The organism is Microtetraspora malaysiensis (assembly GCF_001528665.1).
In the GTDB taxonomy this organism is placed as follows: domain Bacteria; phylum Actinomycetota; class Actinomycetes; order Streptosporangiales; family Streptosporangiaceae; genus Microtetraspora_A; species Microtetraspora_A malaysiensis.
In genome coordinates this window covers 102,337-121,250 of sequence record NZ_BBYJ01000021.1, presented here as the reverse complement: position 1 = coordinate 121,250, position 18,914 = coordinate 102,337, and the positions used below count along the sequence as shown (strand labels likewise).

Annotated in this window: 19 protein-coding genes; 9 read left to right on the top strand and 10 right to left on the bottom strand. The window is 71.0% G+C overall.

The genetic code is table 11. The features are described 5' to 3' along the window. Positions 1-89 precede the first annotated feature (89 nt). Together AWQ71_RS26825 and AWQ71_RS26820 are read right to left on the bottom strand one after the other, a co-directional pair. Complete coding sequence (locus AWQ71_RS26825) at positions 90-320, bottom strand: DUF3073 domain-containing protein (RefSeq protein ID WP_067137901.1); 231 nt, start codon at positions 318-320, stop codon at positions 90-92. A 151-nt stretch (positions 321-471) separates the two neighbouring features. Further along, the gene (locus AWQ71_RS26820) at positions 472-1,635 is read right to left on the bottom strand and encodes a Leu/Phe/Val dehydrogenase (RefSeq protein WP_084259324.1); all 1,164 of its coding nucleotides are present in this window, start codon (positions 1,633-1,635) and stop codon (positions 472-474) included. 201 nt (positions 1,636-1,836) lie between these two features. On the opposite strand from AWQ71_RS26820, the gene AWQ71_RS26815 reads away from it, so the two are divergent. Continuing rightward, entirely contained in the window at positions 1,837-2,709 is an 873-nt protein-coding gene (locus AWQ71_RS26815; protein WP_067137898.1) for a DUF8083 family protein, read from the top strand. A gap of 321 nt (positions 2,710-3,030) precedes the next feature. After that, a complete protein-coding gene (bldC, locus tag AWQ71_RS26810) occupies positions 3,031-3,234 on the top strand; it encodes a developmental transcriptional regulator BldC (protein WP_013133571.1) in 204 nt (67 codons plus the stop codon). 207 nt (positions 3,235-3,441) lie between these two features. Here bldC and AWQ71_RS26805 read toward each other — a convergent pair whose 3' ends face one another. Beyond that, positions 3,442-4,068, bottom strand: coding sequence for a TetR/AcrR family transcriptional regulator (locus AWQ71_RS26805; RefSeq protein ID WP_245658480.1), 627 nt, complete (start codon positions 4,066-4,068; stop codon positions 3,442-3,444). A gap of 253 nt (positions 4,069-4,321) precedes the next feature. Here AWQ71_RS26805 and AWQ71_RS26800 point away from each other — a divergent pair, with 253 nt between their 5' ends. The 4 genes from AWQ71_RS26800 (at position 4,322) to AWQ71_RS26785 (ending at position 8,428) form a co-directional block, all read left to right on the top strand. Further along, positions 4,322-5,422, top strand: coding sequence for a LacI family DNA-binding transcriptional regulator (locus AWQ71_RS26800; RefSeq protein WP_084259323.1), 1,101 nt, complete (start codon positions 4,322-4,324; stop codon positions 5,420-5,422). A 104-nt stretch (positions 5,423-5,526) separates the two neighbouring features. Then, positions 5,527-5,775 (top strand): hypothetical protein, encoded by a 249-nt coding sequence (locus AWQ71_RS26795; RefSeq protein WP_067137893.1) that lies wholly within the window; start codon positions 5,527-5,529, stop codon positions 5,773-5,775. Between the two features lie 91 nt (positions 5,776-5,866). Further along, positions 5,867-6,739 (top strand): N-acetylmuramoyl-L-alanine amidase, encoded by an 873-nt coding sequence (locus AWQ71_RS26790; RefSeq protein WP_067137892.1) that lies wholly within the window; start codon positions 5,867-5,869, stop codon positions 6,737-6,739. 54 nt (positions 6,740-6,793) lie between these two features. Next, positions 6,794-8,428: a beta-N-acetylhexosaminidase gene (locus AWQ71_RS26785; RefSeq protein ID WP_067137891.1), complete on the top strand. Its 1,635-nt coding sequence runs from the start codon at positions 6,794-6,796 to the stop codon at positions 8,426-8,428. A 129-nt stretch (positions 8,429-8,557) separates the two neighbouring features. Here the strand turns inward: AWQ71_RS26785 and AWQ71_RS26780 are convergent, their stop codons facing one another. Both AWQ71_RS26780 and AWQ71_RS43370 read right to left on the bottom strand, forming a co-directional pair. Then, complete coding sequence (locus AWQ71_RS26780; protein ID WP_067137890.1) at positions 8,558-9,619, bottom strand: quinone-dependent dihydroorotate dehydrogenase; 1,062 nt, start codon at positions 9,617-9,619, stop codon at positions 8,558-8,560. Positions 9,620-9,775: 156 nt separating this feature from the next. Then, positions 9,776-10,297: a COG4315 family predicted lipoprotein gene (locus tag AWQ71_RS43370; RefSeq protein ID WP_067137889.1), complete on the bottom strand. Its 522-nt coding sequence runs from the start codon at positions 10,295-10,297 to the stop codon at positions 9,776-9,778. Between the two features lie 344 nt (positions 10,298-10,641). Here AWQ71_RS43370 and AWQ71_RS26770 point away from each other — a divergent pair, with 344 nt between their 5' ends. Then, positions 10,642-11,451 carry an SAM-dependent methyltransferase gene (locus tag AWQ71_RS26770; RefSeq protein ID WP_067137887.1) on the top strand — a complete coding sequence of 270 codons (810 nt, stop codon included), beginning with the start codon at positions 10,642-10,644 and terminating at the stop codon, positions 11,449-11,451. A gap of 18 nt (positions 11,452-11,469) precedes the next feature. After that, positions 11,470-12,381 carry a LysR family transcriptional regulator gene (locus AWQ71_RS26765; protein WP_067137886.1) on the top strand — a complete coding sequence of 304 codons (912 nt, stop codon included), beginning with the start codon at positions 11,470-11,472 and terminating at the stop codon, positions 12,379-12,381. On the opposite strand, the gene AWQ71_RS26760 is transcribed toward AWQ71_RS26765, so the two are convergent. The 5 genes from AWQ71_RS26760 to AWQ71_RS26740 are packed head-to-tail and all read right to left on the bottom strand — an operon-like array spanning position 12,378 to position 17,409. After that, on the bottom strand, positions 12,378-13,187 hold the full coding sequence (locus tag AWQ71_RS26760) for a serine hydrolase (protein WP_067137974.1): 810 nt from the start codon (positions 13,185-13,187) through the stop codon (positions 12,378-12,380). The two genes, AWQ71_RS26765 and AWQ71_RS26760, sit on opposite strands and share 4 nt — an antisense overlap. A 52-nt stretch (positions 13,188-13,239) precedes the next feature. Beyond that, a complete protein-coding gene (locus AWQ71_RS26755) occupies positions 13,240-14,835 on the bottom strand; it encodes an N-acyl-D-amino-acid deacylase family protein (RefSeq protein WP_067137885.1) in 1,596 nt (531 codons plus the stop codon). Then, a complete protein-coding gene (locus tag AWQ71_RS26750) occupies positions 14,832-15,608 on the bottom strand; it encodes an amino acid ABC transporter ATP-binding protein (protein ID WP_281196260.1) in 777 nt (258 codons plus the stop codon). Before AWQ71_RS26750 ends, AWQ71_RS26755 begins: the two co-directional genes overlap by 4 nt. Next, entirely contained in the window at positions 15,605-16,534 is a 930-nt protein-coding gene (locus AWQ71_RS26745) for an amino acid ABC transporter permease (protein ID WP_245658479.1), read from the bottom strand. The genes AWQ71_RS26750 and AWQ71_RS26745 overlap by 4 nt, the downstream gene beginning before the upstream one ends. Continuing rightward, the gene (locus tag AWQ71_RS26740) at positions 16,525-17,409 is read right to left on the bottom strand and encodes an ABC transporter substrate-binding protein (protein ID WP_067137884.1); all 885 of its coding nucleotides are present in this window, start codon (positions 17,407-17,409) and stop codon (positions 16,525-16,527) included. Before AWQ71_RS26740 ends, AWQ71_RS26745 begins: the two co-directional genes overlap by 10 nt. Before the next feature lie 250 nt (positions 17,410-17,659). On the opposite strand from AWQ71_RS26740, the gene AWQ71_RS26735 reads away from it, so the two are divergent. Continuing rightward, a complete protein-coding gene (locus AWQ71_RS26735) occupies positions 17,660-18,904 on the top strand; it encodes an SLC13 family permease (RefSeq protein ID WP_067137883.1) in 1,245 nt (414 codons plus the stop codon). Positions 18,905-18,914: the final 10 nt, after the last annotated feature.

Here is an 18,914-nt window from a genome sequence, read left to right as displayed (position 1 = left end):
GCGCTCGATCGAACCTGGACAACGTGAAGTCACCCGGCGTGGGAAGGGTCCCTCGCCGGGTGATTCACCTCAAACGCTGTCAGGAACGGCTAACGGCGTCGGGACGAGTCTTTGCTCTCGCCCTCGTCATCGTCGATGGCGTAATCGGCGTACCGATCAGCCAGCTCGTCGTAAGGGTCATGCTCGTCACTGTGGCCGGAATCGCCCTCGTCCACGACTCCGAGCTCCGCGCGCAGACGCTCAAGATCAGTGCCGCCGCTGTTGTACTTCAGCTGGCGGGCGACCTTGACCTGCTTGGCCTTGGCTCGGCCGCGCCCCATTGGCTCGACCCCCTCATGCGGGGTCGCACCGGACCCCTCGTCGCTAACGCACCGCGCACTGGCGCCACCTGACTTTAGGCGCCAGTCTCTCGTTCGCCTATAACCGTACCTGTTTTGCGCGCCGCTCGGTACGCCGTATGGGCGTCAGCGGTCAGCGGCCGAGCCAGATACCCCTAAGCCGCCCTACTTCCGACATTCTGCGCTCAGCCAGCCTATCCGCGGCGGTCGCGGGCGGGACACCGTCGTCGGCCGCCAGGGCGAAGATTTTGGCTGTCGTGTCGAAGATCTGGGCGGCCCTCGCCCGGGCTCGCTCCATGTTGAAACCCTCGATCTCGTCGGCCACCTGGATGACTCCGCCGGAGTTCACCACGTAGTCGGGGGCGTACAGAATGCCGCGTTCCACCAGCAGCTTTCCGACTCCCGGGTCGGCGAGCTGGTTGTTGGCGCAGCCGCAGACGACCCGCGCGCGCAGGAGCGGGACGGTGGCCTCGTTCAGCGCGCCGCCGAGCGCGCACGGAGCGTAGACGTCGATGTCGGACGCGATCAGCGCGGCGGTGTCGGCGACCACCTCCACCGAGGGCCGGCTACGCCGTACGAGATCGACGGCCTCCTCGTTGACGTCGCAGATCACGACCTCGGCGCCGTCCTCCAGCAGGAGGTCGACGAGCCTGCGGCCGACCTTGCCGACTCCCTCGACACCGACCCGCCTGCCGCGCAGCGTGGGGCTGCCGAAGGCGTGCTCCGCGGCCGCCCGCATGCCCTGGAAGACGCCGAACGAGGTGAGGATCGAGGAGTCGCCGGCGCCGCCGTGCGCCAGGGTCCGCCCGGTCACATAGGACGACTCCCGGGCGACGACGTCCATGTCCTCGCTGTACGTGCCGACGTCGCAGGCGGTGTAGTAGCGCCCGCCGAGCGACTCGACGAACCGTCCGTACGCCCGCAGAAGCGCCTCGCTCTTGTCCCTGGACGGGTCACCGATGATCACGGCCTTGCCGCCGCCGAGGTCGAGCCCCGCGAGGGCGTTCTTGTACGCCATGGAGCGGGAGAGGTTGAGCACGTCGGCCAGCGCCGCCTGCTCGCTCTCGTACGGGTAGAACCGGGTGCCGCCGAGCGCGGGACCGAGCGCCGTGCTGTAGACGGCGATGATGGCGTAGAGGCCGCTGCGCTCGTCCGAGCAGAAGACGACCTGCTCGTGCCCGGGGCCTCGCCTGCCGGGTGAGCTGGGGGATGCCGTCGCGGACTCGTTCCGGTCCGCTCCGGTCGTGACGCTGAGGGGCCCGCTGTCCTTGTGGGAGAGCCCGAAGACGTCGATCACGGTGGTGCTCCTGACACTTCTGTCCGCCGCTCCGTTACGGCGGATCCTTCTGCCCGCCCGACCGATCCGCCGTCGCGAAGGGTGGGGCGACGCCGAGGTCGGGAGCGGGCCGTCCACAGCCTAACCGTGCCGCAGCCGTCGGATCATGAAAAGCTGAGACGGCCCTCCCCAGGGTCCCCGGCCTCATGGCACGATTCAGGTGTGCTGCCCTATGCCGCCTACCTCCGCGTCTATGAGCCGCTGGCCGCCTTCTCCCCACAGGACCAGAAAATCTGGGCCGCATACGCCGAGTCCCGCGACCGGCCGCGCCGGGCCGGCGCGCTGGGGGTGGAGCACGGCGAGGCCGTCCGCAGGATCCTCGGCGTCCCGCCGGCGCCCGCTCCCGAGCAGGAGAGCCGCAACGCCTACCTGCGCCGGGTCGAGGACGTGCTCTACGTCTGCCCGTGGCAGAGCCGGCTGCGGTCCTGGCTGTCGTTCGCCACGTTCCGCGGCAGCACCCCGGTGAAGCTGGCCCACCGGTTCGTGCCGCAGACGATCGCCGAGCAGACGGCCGACGACTTCGACCGGTACAAGCGTGCGGGCACGTCGTTGCGCACGCACATCAGGAGCAGCACCTGGCACGTGCCGACGTCGTGGTTCGCCCCCTTCGACTCGACGGAGCGGTGGCTCGTGCTGGGCGGGGAGCCGGCGGAGGGCGCCGAGCAGCCGGCGCAGGCCGTGGCCGCCCCCGCGCGCACCATGCTGTACGTCACCTCGATGGCCCAGTCGCGCCGGAGGGTGGCCAAGGCGCTCGGGGTGATCAGGAGGCACGCGCCCGACACCGCCGCGTACACCGAGTTCGAGGACATCGGCAGGTGGCTGGAGGAGTTCCACCCCCACTCGCTGGTGGAGCTCGACTACGGCGGACTGGTCCACCTCATGGACGACAAGACGCTGGAGGCCGACCAGTCAGTCGCGGAGCTTGCCGCCGCGCTCACTGGTTTGGACAACGGTCAGGAAGAACTTGCCTTCGCCATGTACCAGCGTGTCGTACTTCGCTGGAGGTCGATCCAGGGCCTCCAGTCTGCCAACTAAAGCCCATATCGCACCCCCAGACCTGCACTATTGGGTCATGGGATGTTCGATCTCAACATCTGCGAACTGAGTAGTTTGCCGTTTTCACTGCGATACCACGAAGCGTGTCGCTAGAATCACCGAGCGTGACATCACCACGTGGTCGCGGCGTTGCTCCCAGAGGGCTCGCCAATCGCGTTACGTGGCTGTATGGTCACATCGGGTGATACCGAAAATGATCCATGAAACCGCACATATGGATCATTGGGGGACATCCGTGACAAGCGCCAGGACAAGTCGCAGGATCGCTGTCGCCGGTCCAACGGAGGAGAGGCCGCACACATGTCAGCTCGTACACCCGAGGCCGAGCCACTGCTCACACCGGCGGAGGTCGCCACCATGTTCCGCGTCGACCCCAAGACCGTCACTCGGTGGGCGAAGGCGGGCAAGTTGACGTCCATCCGCACTCTGGGTGGGCATCGCCGCTACCGGGAGACCGAGGTCCGGGCGCTGCTGGCGGGGATTCCGCAGCAGCGCTCCGAGTAGGTCCGGGCGTCGTTCACCGGTCTGGGGGAAAGTCGTCCGCCGGTCAAGGGGAGACGGCGCGCTCGCGTCAAGGACACCAGCGATGTGAGCGCGTCCATCACACGGCACCGCACGCCCGTGGCCGCTACGGGCCACGGGAGGTGCCGTAGGCGCCGCCCTCCCGGCGCCACCGTCCCCCCGAGGTGGTTTCCATCCCGATCAGGACGCCTACTCGACCGTGACGATCTCCCGTACGCGGTGGTCGCGCCGCCCGGCGACCTCCAGTAGCGCGATCATGTGGTCGACCAGCATGCGTTCCAGCTCCGACCGCTCCATGTCGCGATGCTCCAGCCAGTCGAGGGCCGCGGTCTCCACCGAGGCGATCCACGATCTGAGCGTGATCCGCAGCACCGGGCCGGGATCGGCGACCCGCATCTCGTCGATGATCATCCGGAGCAGGCGCCGCCGTACGTGCTCGACGATCTCGCCCACCTCGCCCGCCCGGTTGGCCGGGCCTCCCTTGAGCAGCGCCGCGAACCCGGCGGCGTGCTCCTCGACGAAGTCGAAATATCGGCCGAGCGCCTGGGAGAGCCGCTCCACCGGCCGCCCGGCGCCCTCGGGGCGAAGCCGGGCCTCGAGCTCCTCCGCCGCACTGCGCAGCGAGGCGAGGTAGAGCTCCTGTTTGCCGCCGAAGTAGTGATAGACGAGCGCTCGCGAGGCCCCAGCGGCGGTGGCCACGTCGTCGATCGAGACGTCCTCGGCCTCACGCCTGCTGAACAGCTCCAGCGCCGCGGTGATCAGCTCCTCGCGACGCCGATCGACGCTGAGCCGGCGGCGCACCGGTCGCACGGCCACCCTGTCCAGGGTCTTCCTGTCGCTTTCCGCCCGGGATATCGCGCCCACACACCGCAGACTAGCGGAGCACGATCGGAACCCTCGCAGGATTTGATCATGCTCGGCGTATCCCCGCCGGGGAGCGGCTCGCACCCGCGCCTTCGAGGCGGATAACCCGGCAAATACGGGCGTTGCCGAGAGAAACCCGTACCCTTACGGCTTCTCGATCGTTTGGTCAGACAGGTGCACGTCCGCGCATCGTGTGGGGAGAACCATGTCAGGACCGTCCATACAGACCACCGTCCGGCACGCCGTCGTGTCCGCGCCCGCCGCGGGTCTGCCCGATGGCTTCGGCCCGCGGCCACGGCCGACGATCCGAAACGTGGCCGAGCGTGCCGGCGTCTCGAAGTCGCTGGTGTCGCTCGTGCTCCGGGGATCGCCGCACGTGAGCGAACACCGGAGGGAGGCGGTGTTACAGGCCGCCAGAGAGCTGGGATACCGGCCGAACGCGGTGGCGCGCAGCCTGGTCGAGGGCCGTACCCACCTCGTCGGCGCGCTCGTCGCCGACCTGCACAACCCGTTCTACGCGGAGTGCCTCGACGGCCTGCAGGAGAGCCTGCACGGCGACGGCCTGCGGCTGTTGATCGGCAGCGGCCGCTGGGACCCGGCGTTCGAGGACGAGGCCGTGGAGGCGTTCCTCGAACTCCGCGTGGACGGCCTGGTCCTGCTGGGGGTCGCCCCGTCCAGCCACACACTCGCCGAGGCCGCCGCCTACACACCGACCGTAGTGGTGGGCGAGCGCGACGTCGATCTCGACGGCGTCGACATCGTGGTGGACGACGACCAGCTCGGCGCCCGGCTCGCGGTCGACCATCTGGTCGAGCTGGGCCACCGCCGCATCGCGCACATCGAGGGGGCGCCGTCGTCGGCGGCCAGGTGCCGCTGCGAGGGCTACCTGGTGGCCATGCGCCGCCACGCGCTCGCGCCGTACATCATGGTGGAGCACGGCGACTTCACCGAGGAGGGCGGACGGCGGGCCGCCAGGGCGCTGCTGGAGCGGCGACCGAGGCCGACCGCGATCTTCGCCGCCAACGACATCGTCGCGATGGGCGTGCTCACCGCCGCGAATGAGTTGGGCCTGCGGGTGCCCGAGGACCTGTCCGTCATCGGTTACGACAACACCCATCTGGCCGCGGTCAACCACGTGTCGCTGACCAGCGTCGACCAGCCGCGCCGGGCGATGGGCCGGTCGGCGGCCGCCCTGCTCAGCCAGCGCATCACCGAGCCGGGGAAGTCCGGCCGGTTGCGCGAGGTCACGCCGCAGATCGTCGTACGGCACAGCACCGGGCCCGCTCCAAGCGATGCCCAAAGCTAGGTCAACCGGCGCGGCGTCCGCTCGTCGAGGGTGTTGACTCGGGGCAAGACGCCGACCCCCGGCGGGTCGCTCGGTGGGCGGCCACAGCGACAACGGGGGGATTCATGCGTGACCCGGAACTGGTCTCCTGCGCGCAGCGGGCCGCCGCCGAACTGGAGCGGGCCTGGGCGCACTGGCTGGAGACGCGAGGGCGGAGCGGCGGGGTCGGCGGGGAGTCGGTCGCCAGTTACGTCGCCCACTCGATCGACCATCCGTGGGGGCGGCCCCGGGTGGTCCTCGGTCTGGACGCCGAGGACGCCCGCGATCTGGCCGCCCTTCTCGAGAAGCAGGAGATCACCGAACCTGCTTGGTGACCTCATTTACCGCACATCGCCGACATAACGGTCTGATCACGCGGGCAGCTCGCGTAGGTTGGTGAGCTGACTTCTGCGAAGGGATCTCAGCGTGATCAGACGACCACTCATCGCCACGATTCTTGCCTGCTCCGGGCTGGGAGTCGCCGCGTGCGGTGGCACGGCGGGTCAGGCCGTCGCAGGCGGAGCGACCACTGGTCAGGTCGCCGCCTCGGCACCCGCCGCGCCGCAGAGCCGCACGGCCGCGGCCGGCACGGGGAAGGTCTCCGAGCGGGCGACCACGGCGCCGACCGGCCCCGTCGGGAAGCCGCTCGCAGGCAAGGTCATCGTCGTCGATCCCGGGCACAACGGCGGCAACTTCAAGCGTCCCGAGGTCATCAACAAGCCGGTGAACGTCCTCACCAAGCGCAAGCCGTGTGACACGACCGGCACCGAGACCAACAGCGGGTACACCGAGGCCGCCTTCACCTGGGACGTCTCGACCCGGCTGGCCAAGCTGCTGCGGGCGGAGGGCGCGACGGTCAAGCTCACCCGCGACAGCAACAGCGGCGTCGGCCCGTGCATCACAGAGCGGGCGGCGATCGGCAACAAGGCCAAGGCGGACGCCGTGATCTCGATCCACGGCGACGGGGCCCCGGCGAGCGGGCACGGCTTCCACATCATCATGCCGAAGAAGATCAACGGCCCGGTGGACCCGGTGGTGAACGACTCGCGGAGGCTGGGCATCGCGGTCCGGAACGCGTTCCGCTCGGGGACCGGCCAGTCGTACTCGACCTACATCGGGAAGAACGCGCTGGACTTCAGGAACGACCTCGGCGGGTTGAACCTCTCCAGCGTCCCGAAGGTCTTCATCGAGGTCGGGAACATGCGCAACGCGGGTGACGCGGCCAAGATGAAGAACCCGCAGTTCCGCCAGAAGGCGGCGGCGGCACTGGCGAAGGGCATCACGACCTACGTGTCCTGATCCAGCCAGCTCTGGCCCGTAGGCGCGGAGTGAGCGATTTGACATGATTCAGCCATGGATCACCTCATTCCTCGCCCACGGCTGGCCGAGAGTGCGCCGGGATCGTTCGCCTTCACGCCCGGCACCGCCGTGTCGGGCCCCGCCGACCTGGTCGATCCCGTACGGCTCGCGCTCGCCGTCCTCGACCTCGGGCGCGGGGACGACGCGTCCGCGAGGGTGCGGGTGACCCGGGACCCGGCCCTGGGACCCGAGGCGTACACGCTCACGATCGGCGAGGACGAGGTGCTGATCGCGGCCGGGGACGCGGCGGGGGCGTTCTACGCGGGGCAGACGCTCCGGCAACTACTCCCGGTGGAGGCGTTCCGGTCGGTCGCGCTCCCGGGGACCGAGTGGCGGGTGTCCTGCGGGCGGGTCGAGGACTCCCCCGCGTTCTCCTGGCGCGGCGCGCATCTCGACGTGTCCCGGAACTTCCTGCCGAAGCGGGAGGTGCTGCGGATGATCGACCTGCTCGCGCTGCACAAGCTGAACCGGCTCCACCTGCACCTGGCCGACGACCAGGGATGGCGGCTGGAGAGCAGGGCGTACCCGCTGCTGCACGAGGTCGGCTCGCACCGGACCCAGACGATCACCAGTTTCTACCACGAGGAACCGACCTACGACGGGGTGCCGCACGGCGGCTACTACACGCTCCGCGACCTCGCCGAGATCGGCGCGTACGCGCGGGCGAGGGCGGTGACCGTCGTCCCCGAGATCGACGTGCCGGGTCACGCCTCGGCGATCCTCGCGGCGTACCCGTCGCTGGGGGCGACCCCGGGCGAGCGGCACCACGTGCTGGACCGCTGGGGCATCTCCCCCGCGATCCTCGCGCCGCTGCCGGGCACCGTGGACTTCCTGGCCGCCGTCTTCGACGAGATCATCGAGGCGCTGGGCGAGGTGCCGTACCTGCACATCGGCGGGGACGAGTGCGTGCTGGACGCGTGGGAGGCGTCCGCCGAGATCAGGGCGTACCGGGCGGAGCTGGGTCTGGACTCGCCCGGGGACCTGCACGCCTGGTTCCTGCGCCGGCTGGCCGACCTGCTCGCCGAGCGCGGCACACGGGCGGTCGTCTGGGACGAGGCGTTCGTCAGCGGGATGCTGCGCGAGGACACGATCGTCATGCCGTGGCGCGGTGCCGCGGTGGGCCGCCGCGCGGCCGCCGCCGGGCACGAGGTGGTGGCGACCCCGGTCTTCCCGCTCTACTTCGACTACGGCGAGGCCGCCTCGGCCGAGGAGCCGCTGGCGATCGGCGAGACCATCACGGTCGCGGACGTGGCGGCGTTCGAGCCCGCCCCCGCGACGTGGGAGGACGCGGAGCGCGCCCGGGTCTCCGGCCTGCAGTTCCAGCTCTGGAGCGAGCGCATCCCCGACGGCCGGACGCTGGACTACCGCGCCTGGCCGCGCGGCTGCGCCGCCGCCGAGGTGAGCTGGACGGGAGGCCCGGCCCGGCCGGAGTTCACCGAGCGGCTCATCCGCCATCTCGAACGGCTGGACGCCTTCGGAGTGGAGTACCGCCCGCTTGCCGGGCCGCGGCCGTGGCAGCGGGGCGGCGGGGCCAGGCGGCACCGTCCGGGTGTCATCGACATCCAGGAGGTCATGCGGCGCGTGGACGAGATGACCCTCACGGCGGATTCCACCCGGCCCAGCATGTGACCGCGGCCGCCGGGGTCGTCACGTGTGATCGGCCCCGGCCGCCCCTTTGCGCGGTGACTTCTCCGCGACGAACGGCCCGCGTCCCGTCGCTTCGGGACGCGGGTCGTCGTCGCGCGTATGGAGCGCCCGTCAGGCGAGGCGGTCGGCCGCTCCGACGACCTCGGAGATCGAGCGGTAGCCGTGCCGCCGGAGCCGCCGGGAGAGCCCGCGGTGGATGCGCGAGGCCCACAGCGGACCGGCGTAGATCATGCCGGTGTATCCCTGGACGAGGGTCGCGCCGGCCAGGATGCGCTCCCATACGTCGTCGAGATCCTCGACGCCGCCGACGGAGACCAGGGTCAGCCGGTCGCCCACCCGGGCGTGCAGCCGGCGCAGCACCTCAAGCGACCGGGCCTTGAGCGGGCGGCCGGACAGCCCGCCCGCCTCGTCGCTCACGACGCCGGGCCGTCCGATCGTGGTGTTGGTGGCGATGATGCCGGACAGACCCAGCTCGACGGCCAGGTCGGCGACCGCGTCCACGTCATCGTCCGCGAGGTCGGGCGCGATCTTGACCAGCAACGGTGTGCGGCCCGCCACGCTCTGGACGCTGGCAAGGAGGGGGCGGAGCAGCTCGACGGCCTGCAGGTTGCGCAACCCGGGAGTGTTGGGCGAGCTGACGTTGACGACCAGGTAGTCCGCGAGAGGCGCGAGCTCCCTGGCGCTGGCCATGTAGTCCTCGGCGGCCCGCTCCTCGGGCACCACCTTGGTCTTGCCGATGTTCACCCCGACGACGGCGGGGACCGCGCGAGGACGGCGCAGCCGGGCCGCGACGGCGCGGGCTCCCGAGTTGTTGAAGCCCATCCTGTTGATGATCGCGCGGTTCTTCGTCAGCCGGAACAGGCGGGGCCGCGGGTTCCCCGGCTGGGGCCGCGCGGTGATGGTCCCCACCTCGACGTGGCTGAACCCGAAGGCCGCGAGCGCCTCGAAGCACTCGGCGTTCTTGTCGAATCCGGCGGCCAGGCCGAAGGGGCCGGGGAAGTGCACTCCGAAGGCGCGGACGCGGAGCGCCTCGTCACGGGGGGCCAGCCGCCGGTGCAGCACCCGTTTGGCGACCGGGAGGACCGCCAGCAGGCGGAGCGCCCTGATCGTCCAATGGTGGATGTCCTCCGCGTCGAGGCGGCTCAGGACCTGCGTGAACACGAATCGATACATCACGGTCAGGGTAGCGGTTCGCCCCCGAGCGCCGGTCGCCGGGCGGACCGGCGGGACCGGGCGCCGCTTCCGCTGACGGCCGGAGAGCTCGTCGCCCGGGCCGGTGAGCCCGGGGCGACGAGTGTCCGGTGGAGCCGGAGCCTCGGAACCGAGGCGCTAGCCCACCTTCTTGCCGTCCGGTCCCACCGCGAACCACTCGGCGCCGAAGTCCTTGAGCTTCTGACCCTTGGTGTCGCCGGGCTTCTCGTCCTTGATGAAGTAGTACAGCGGGTGGTTGTTGTACGTCACCTGCATCTTGCCGTCGGGGCGCTTGTGGGTGCCGAGGAGGTTCGCCTTGATGCCCTCGCCCGCCTCGGGCTTGCCCTCGGTGAGGACCGGAGGCCAGGCCTCCGCGCAGGCGTCCGTGCAGGACGACTTGCCGTTCTTGTCCTTCTCGAAGAGGTAGACCGTGTGCTGGTTGCTGCCGACGAGGATCTTGCCGATGCTCGCCGGCATGACCGAGAGCTTGGCGGGACCGGTCTCGGCGGGCATCGGCGTCATCATCTCCGAGGGAGTCATCCCGCCGGGCGAGGTCTCCTCACCGGCGACGGGGCTGGCTCCGCTGGTGTCGGTGCCGGTTCCGCAGCCGGTCGCCAGAACGCCGAGCGCGAGCGCACCGACGCAAAGCAGTTTCTTCATGTTCGGCCTCCAAGGCAGTAGGCGAATACGGCTATCTAGGAGACACGCCATGGAGCCTTTCCACAGGCGAGACACGAAGTACTGAGAGATGCCTTTACAAGTCTTTTGAATTTGCGGTCGCGCCCATTCCCCAGGGCGCGCCGAATCGGTGGTGATTGGCCGTACAGGACGGGCATTTCCGGCAGGTCACATTTCCCGGCGCACCGGTCGGACGCGGGGGGCACGAGAAGTCCGGAACGCGCCCCGAACTGCGCGAAATATAACGATATGGGGGTTTAATCGCATACCGTGCGGCAATCGGCTAGCGTCCCTGAACACGATCGAACCAGAGCGAGGCGGGACCGATGACCACGGAACAGGCACCCCCGGGGGTCGATCCGGCCATTCCAAGCGTGGCGCGGATCTATGACTACCTCCTGGGCGGAAAGGACAATTTCGCCTCCGACCGGGCCGCGGCCGAGAAGGTCATCGCCCTCACCCCGAACGTGCGGGAGGGCGTGCAGGCCAACCGGCGCTTCCTGAGCCGCGCCGTGGAGTTCCTGGCCGGGACCGGGATCCGCCAGTTCCTGGACATCGGCGCCGGGCTGCCCACACAGGAGAACGTGCACCAGGTGGCGCTGCGCGCCGCCCCGGACTCCCGTGTCGTGTACGTCGACAACGACCCCATCGTGCTGGCCCACGGGCGCGCCCTGCTGGCGGACAACTCCCGGACCATCGTCATAGACGGCGACCTGCGGGATCCCGCGGCCATCCTCGGCGATCCGCGGGTCACCGGGCACCTCGACCTGGACCGGCCCGTCGGGCTGCTCATGCTCGCCGTACTGCACTTCATCCCGGAGGACGACCTCGCCGAGCGGGTGGTCAGGACGCTGCGCGACCGGCTCGCCCCCGGAAGCGCGATGGTCATCAGCCACCTCTCGTTCGGCGACCTCGACGACGACGCGCTGCGCGAGGGCCGCGAGCTGTACGCGCGGACCTCGGCGGGCAACGCCACGCCCCGGACCAGGACGCAGATCCTGCGCTTCTTCGACGGCTTCGAGCTGGTGGAGCCGGGTCTGGTCTCCACCGGCGACTGGCGTCCCGAGGAGGGCGAGCCCGAGCTGCCCAAGCTCCCCGGCGTCGACGGCTTCAGCGGGGTCGGTCTGCTCCGGTGATGCACCGATACTGGGTGAATGCTGAGCAGCCACCGCCTGAGGGTGCTTCTCGAGGTCTTCAGGACGGGGAGCATCGCCGGAGCCGCGCGTAATCTGCGACTCTCCCCCTCCGCCGTCTCCCACCAGCTCTCCCGGCTGGAGGAGGAGGCCGGGGTGGGGCTGGTGGAGCGCGCGGCGCACAGCCTGCGGCTCACCGCGGCCGGGCGGCGGCTCGCCACCCGGGCGCACGAGGTGCTCGACCTGATCGAAGCCGCGGAGAAGGACCTGCTCGCCCAGGCGCGGGCCGACGCCGGGCAGCTCCGCATCGGGTTCTTCGCCTCGGCGGGCTACCGGCTGCTGCCGCTCGCGTTGTCCACCTTCACCGCCCGGCATCCCGCCGTCGAGCTGGACCTCGTCCTCGGACAGCCGCATGATCTGCTGCCGGACGTGGAGCGGGGCGCCCTGGACGTGCTCGTCGTCTTCGAGCACGCGCTCGACCCGTGGAAGCCGCCGAAGGGCGTGGAGGTCACCCACCTGTTCGACGAGCCGCAGCTGCTCGTGCTGCCGCTCGGGCACCCGGCCGGGCAGCGCCCCCGGGTGCGGCTCGCCGACCTGGCCGACGAGCCGTGGATCACCACGTACGGCACGGACACGCCGGTGTCGGTTCTGGAACGCGCCAGCGCGCTGGAGGGGTTCAGCCCGACCATCCGGTGCCGCAGCGACCACTACGAGGTGACCCTCGGCCTGGTGCGGGCCGGGCTGGGAGTGGCGTTGGTGCCGTGCCTGGGCGCGCACGGCGCGAGCGGCATCCAGGTGTGCCAGGTGGACGCGCCCAAGCTCTATCGGAGGATCGGCGCCGCGTCCCGGCCGACCAACCCCAACCCGGCGCTCCGCTCCTTCCTGGACTACCTCCGCGACGCCTCGTCCCGGATGCGCATCGCCCTTCGCTAGTGAATGAGCGCGGCGACGGCGCGGCCCACCTCGCGGATGGCCAGGACCAGGTCGTGGTCGCCGCCCTCCGGTCCGTGCGCCAGCACGGCGTACCCCACCCGGCGGGTCCCGACGAGCAGGCCCACGTCGGCTCGGGTCCCCGCGTCGGTGCCCGTCTTGTTGGCCACCCACACCTCCGGGTACGGCATGGCCGCGCGGATCTCCCGGTCCTCGGGCTCGTGCGGCAGGAGCGCGGGCACCAGGCCGCGGTCCGTGTTGTACGCCATCCAGCCGAGCATCAGGCGCTTCCACGGCTCCGGACCGTCGAGGGAGGCGGCGAGGGTGGCCAGCTCCTGGGCGGTGCCGAGGGCGAAGGTCGGGGGATGGACGGGCAGCCGCGGCTCCCTGATCCGGTCCAGGATCCGGGTCCTGGCCAGCCCGAGCCCGGCCGCGACCGTGGCGACCCGGTCCAGGCCGAGCCGCCGCAGCAGCGCGTTCGTGGCGGTGTTGTCGCTGACCGACGCGGTGAGCAGCGCCAGGTCCCCGATCGTCCAGGTCCGGGCGGACAGACCGATCAGCAGCCCGGATCCGGCCGCGTAGTCGTCCTCGGCCAGCTCGACCGGCTCGCCGGGGTCGAGTTCGCCGCCGGTCACCCCTTGGGCGACCGCGGCGAGCAGCAGCAGCTTGCCGGTGCTGGCGAGCGGCAGTTCGACGTCCTCGTTCACACCGATCAGGCCGGGCACGCAGGCGGCGAGCGTCCCGGGGCAGGACGCGGCGACCTCCTCGACCCGGGCGGCCGCCGCCCGCACCCGCTCGTCAACCGTCATGGCCTCATCGATCCCGCTGGTCAATTTCCGCTCCACCGTCACAGCTCCACCGTCACAGCTCCAGCACCGTGCCCGGCCGCGCGCCGGTCTCCACCCCCTCGCGGGCGACGACCGAGCCGCCCACGACGACCGCTTCCACGCCCGAGGGCGGCAGCAGCGGATCGGTGAAGGTCGCGCCGTCCGCCACCGTGTCCGGGTCGAAGACCACCAGGTCGGCGTGCGCGCCGTCGCGGATCACACCGCGCCCGGCGAGCCCGAACCTGGCCGCCGCCATCCCGGTCATCTTGTGCACCGCGCTCTCCAGCGTGAGCAGCCCGAGCTCGCGGACGTAGTGTCCGAGAACGCGCGGGAACGTTCCCGCCCAGCGCGGGTGCGGCCGGCCGCCCGGCTTGGGCACGCCGTCCGAACCGATCATCGCGTACGGCGCGGCCAGCACCCGGCGCACGTCGTCCTCGATCATCGAGTGGCTGATGATCGTCACCTCGCCGCCCTCGGACAGGAGGAGCTCCGCGACCACGTCGAGGGGGTCTGCCGCCGCGGCGGCGGCCAGCTCCGCGACGGTCCTGCCCTCGGTCTGCGGGTTGCGCGGCGCGCAGGCGACCGAGATGCGGTCCCAGCCGCCGTTGCCGACCGTGTTCTCCCAGCCGGGCACGCCCTCGGCGATGGCGCGGCGCATCCGGTCCCGCTCTTCGGGGCTGCCCAGCCGGCGGGTGAGCGCGGCCAGGCCGCCGTCGTTGGCCCATGGCGGGAGCATCGCGGCCAGCGCCGTGCTGCCCGCCGTGTACGGGTACACGTCGCAGGTCACGTCCATGCCGCCGGCCCGCAGCTCGGCGATCCTCGGCAGGGTGCGCTCCGTACGGCCCCAGGCGTACCGGCCGGCCGTCTTGTGGTGGGAGACGTGCAGCGGCGCGCCACTGCGGCGGGCGATCTCGACGGCCTCCTCCAGCGCCTCCTCCACGCGGGACATCTCGTCGCGCAGGTGGGTGACGTACGGCTTGCCGTGCCGGGCGGCGACGGCGGCGAGGGCCACCACCTCGTCGGTGCTCGCGTACGTGCCCGGGGTGTAGATCAGGCCGGTGGAGAGCCCGGCGGCGCCCTGGGACAGGGCGCGGTCGAGCAGGTCGCACATCGCGGCCAGCTCGGTGGGGGTCGCCGGCCGGTCCACGGGGCCGAGCACTCCGGAGCGGAGGGTGCCGTGGCCGACGAGCGAGGCCAGGTGGTTGGCCCTCGGCACCCGGGCGTGCGCCTCGGCGAAGCCCGTGAAGTCCTGGTACATGCCGACGTCGCCGCCGAAGGTCACCCGGGTGTCCGCCCGCATCGCGTCCACCCGCTCGGGCAGCGCCGGGAACAGGCCGGAACCGCAGTTGCCGGAGATCTCCGTGGTCACGCCCTGGATCACCGCGGCGCGCACCAGCTCGCGGTCGTCCTGGCGGAGCAGGGCCACGCCGTCGGAGTGGGTGTGGACGTCGATGAACCCGGGCGCGACGGCCCGGCCGCGGGCGTCGATCACCTCGGCGGCGTCCGCCGCGGCGCCGGGCGGCAGTATGGTCAGCCGTCCGCCGTCGGCGGCGACGTCCGCCTCGCGGCCGGGACGTCCCGTGCCGTCGAACACGAGACCGCCGCGGATCAGGAGATCGAATCGGCTCACAGGACCTGCCCGAGGAAGGTGCGGAAACGGTCGTTCTTGGGTGCGGCGAGGACCTCGCGGGGGTCTCCCCGCTCCACGATCACACCACCGTCAACGAACACGAGCTGGTCGCCGACCTCGCGGGCGAAGCCCATCTCGTGGGTGACGACCATCATCGTCATGCCGCTCGCGGCGAGGTCGCGCATGACCGCGAGCACCTCCTGCACCAGCTCGGGGTCGAGCGCGCTGGTCGGCTCGTCGAACAGCATCAGTTTGGGCCGCATCGCCAGGCTGCGGGCGATGGCGACGCGCTGCTGCTGGCCGCCGGAGAGCTGGGACGGGTAGTGGTCGGCGCGGTCGGCCAGGCCGACCCGCTCCAGCAGCTCGGTGGCCTGCCGCCGGGCCTCGGCCCGGGACGCGCCGAGCACGGTGACCGGGCCCTCCATGACGTTCTCGATCGCCGTACGGTGCGGGAACAGGTGGAAGCGCTGGAACACCATGCCGATGGGCCGCCGCTGGCGGCACAGCTCGGCCGGGGGAAGCAGGTGCAGCCGGTCGCCCCGCTCGGCGTAGCCCATCAGCTCGCCGTCCACCCAGACCCGGCCGGAGTCGATGGTCTCCATCCGGTTGACGCAGCGCAGCAGGGTCGACTTGCCCGACCCGGACGGGCCGACCACGCACACCACCTGGCCGTGCGGCACGTCGAGGTCGATGCCCTTGAGCACCTCCACCGAGCCGAACCGCTTGCGCAGCGAGCGGATCTTCACCATCGGCTCGGCCTGCATGATCGTCATGCCGGCTCCTTCGCGAACGGCCGCAGGTTGCGGCGGACCCGTGCCCCCAGCGCGGCGTGGCCGCGCTCGAACCGCTTCTCGATGAAGTGCTGGCCGATGCTGGCGATCGTGGTGAGCACGACGTACCAGATCGACGCCACGATGAGCATGGCGATGACCTCGAAGTTGCCCAGGTAGATGCGCTGGGCGACGGTCAGCAGCTCGGCCCCGGCGATCACCGACACCATCGACGTGGTCTTCAGCATGGAGATGAACTGGTTGCCGGTCGGCGGGATGATCACCCGCATCGCCTGCGGGAGCACCACCCGGATCAGCACCTGCCGGTGCGACATGCCGAGCGCTTCGGCGGCCTCACGCTGGCCGGGGTCCACCGAGCGGATGCCGGCCCGCACGATCTCGGCCATGTACGCGCCCTCGTTGATCGCGAGGCCGAGCAGCGCCGCCGTGAACGGTGTGATCAGCTCGTTGGCCTGCCACTCGATCAGCTTCGGCCCGTCGAACGGCACGCCGATCCCGAAGTTCGGGAACACCAGCCCGATGTTGAACCAGAAGATGAGCTGGACCAGCAGCGGCGTGCCGCGGAAGAACCAGGTGTAGAGGCCGGAGGTGCCGCGCAGCACGGGGTTGTCGGAGAGCTGCATCACCGCGGCGAGCACGCCGAGGACCAGGCCGATCGCCATGGAGAAGACGGTGAGCTGGATCGTCACCCACAGGCCGCCGAGGATCCGGCCGTCCATGAGGAACGAGACGATCACGTCCCAGTGGAGGTTCTCGTTGACGATGACCGTGTACGCGAGCCAGACCATGAAGAAGAGCGCGACGGCCGCCCCGATCAGGCGGCCGGGGCGCGGGGGCCGCACCGCGTTGATCGGCAATTCGACCGGCGAACCGCCGGTCGGCATCTGCCCGGTGGGGGTCACTTCCATGGGGCGGTGTTCACCATGACCTCGGGGACGGCGTTGGCGCCGACGCCGTACTCGTCGAGCACGGCCTTGTAGCCGCCGTCGGCCTGGAGCTCGCCCATCGCCTTGGCCACGGCGTCACGCAGCCCGGTGTTGCGCTTGTCGATCGCGATGCCCCACGGGCCGGCGTCGTACTGCTCGGAGAGGACCTCGTAGTTGCCGGTGTCGTTCGCGTACATGTGCGCGACGGGCGAGTCGACGATGGTGGCCACCGCGCGGCCGGAGTCCAGGGAGAGCAGGCCGGTGGGGGCGTCCTCGCTCTGCATGATCTTCATCTTGGTGGCGCACTTCTCGTTCTGCCGCTCGCCGATGGCCAGGTTGGAGCTGCCCTTGGCGAGGACCACCGTCTTGCCGCAGAGGTCGTCGAGGGTCTTGATGCCCTCGGGGTTGCCCTTCTTGACCATGATCGCGCCACCGGCGTTGAAGTAGTCGACGAAGTCGACCGCGCCGCGCCGTTCCTCGGTGTCGCTCATCGACGACATCACGATGTCCCAGCGGCCGCCCTGGAGGCCGGGGATGAGGCCATCGAAGGCGGCGTTGGTGATGGTGAACTTGAGGCCCAGCTTCTCGGCGATGGCGGCGCCGAGGTCGGGGTCGACTCCGGTGAGATCCTGGGTGCCCTTCTTGTACATCTCCATCGGGGGGTACCCCTCGGACGTGGCCACCCGCAGCTCACCGGTCTTGCGCACGGCTTCGGGCACCAGATCCTTGGCGGACTTGCCCGCCGTCGCCGCCGCGCCCTCGCCCGCGGTGGTTCCCGACGACGAACGCCCGCAGCCGCCCGCGAGCGCGGACACCACCAGCGCGCCAGCAATGGCAACAAATAGGCGATTTGCCATGGATCCTCCTGATTTGCGAACGATTGAGCATATGCTGGCGATGCCGTGTCACAGCCCCAAGAGTCGTGAACGCTTGCGGGTCTGAGCGCCGAATTCTTCGATGCTCCCCTCCGGCGTGCCCGTGACGGCTACTGCTTCCGGGCCGCGGTATCGCTCCGCGTAGCCTCTCAGGTCCCCGGAACCGGCCTCGACACGTGATCGGGCGGAGCGCTCCCGGTAACGTCCTCCTGCGCGCGGCGAAGGGAGATCGGTGGCGGAGGCGGCGTCGATCATTCTGCTCCTGTCGGTGCTCGCCTTCGCCGTCGTCAAGCCGAAGGGTCTGCCGGAGGTCGTGGCCGCCGCCCCCGCGGCCGTCCTGGTGGTCGTGACCGGCCTGGTCTCCCCGGAGGTCGCCGGCGCGGAGGTGCTGCGCCTGCTTCCTGTGGTCGGCTTCCTGGCCGCGGTGCTCGCGCTGGCCCACCTGTGCGACCGGGAGGGGCTGTTCGAGGCCGCGGGCGCGCTGATGGCGCGCGGCCCCGGAGGCCTGCTGATCCGGGTCTTCGCGGTCGCCTCGGTGGTCACGGCGGTGCTCAGCCTGGACGCGACCGTCGTGCTGCTGACCCCCGTGGTCCTCGTCACCACGTCACGGCTGCGCGTGCGCCCCGCCCCGCACCTTTACGCGTGCACCCACCTCGCCAACACGGCGTCGCTGCTGCTGCCGGTCTCCAACCTGACGAACCTGCTGGCGTTCACGGCCAGCGGGCTGTCGTTCACCCGGTTCGCGGCCCTCATGGCACTGCCGTGGCTGGCCGCGATCGCGGTGGAGTACGCCGTCTTCCGCCGGTTCTTCGCCGCGGAGCTGCGGCCCGCGGAACCCCGCGCGCCGGAGCCGGAGCCTGCGCCGGGAAAGCCGGGGGTGCCGGTCTTCGCGATCATCACGGTCGCACTGACTCTCGCCGGATTCGTCGTCGCGTCCGCCGTGGGTGTCAACCCCGCCTGGGCCGCGCTCGGGGGCGTGCTCGTGCTGGCCGTACGCGCGCTGGCCCAGGGGCGGGTGACCGCACGGGCCGTGCTCAGGTCCGCCGACTTCCCGTTCTGCGGGTTCGTGCTCGCGCTCGGGATCGTCGTACGCGCGGTGGTGGACGGCGGGCTGGGCCGTGCCGTACGGCCTCTGGTGCCGGAGGGGTCGTCGCTCCTCGGGCTGCTCGCGATCGCGGCCATCGCCGCCGTGCTCGCGAACCTGTTCAACAACCTGCCCGCCGTGCTCGTGCTGCTGCCGATCGCCGCCGCGAGCGGCCCCGGCCCCGTGCTCGCGACGCTGATCGGGGTGAACGTCGGCCCTAACCTCACCTACGTCGGGTCGCTGGCGACCCTGCTCTGGCGGCGGGTGCTGCACGCCCACGACCACGAGCCCGACCTCGGCCGGTTCCTCCGCCTCGGCCTGCTCACGGTCCCGCCGGCACTCGCCGTGGCGGTGGCGGGGCTCTGGGCGGGGCTCCGCGTGATCGGCCCCTGAGCGCGTCCCC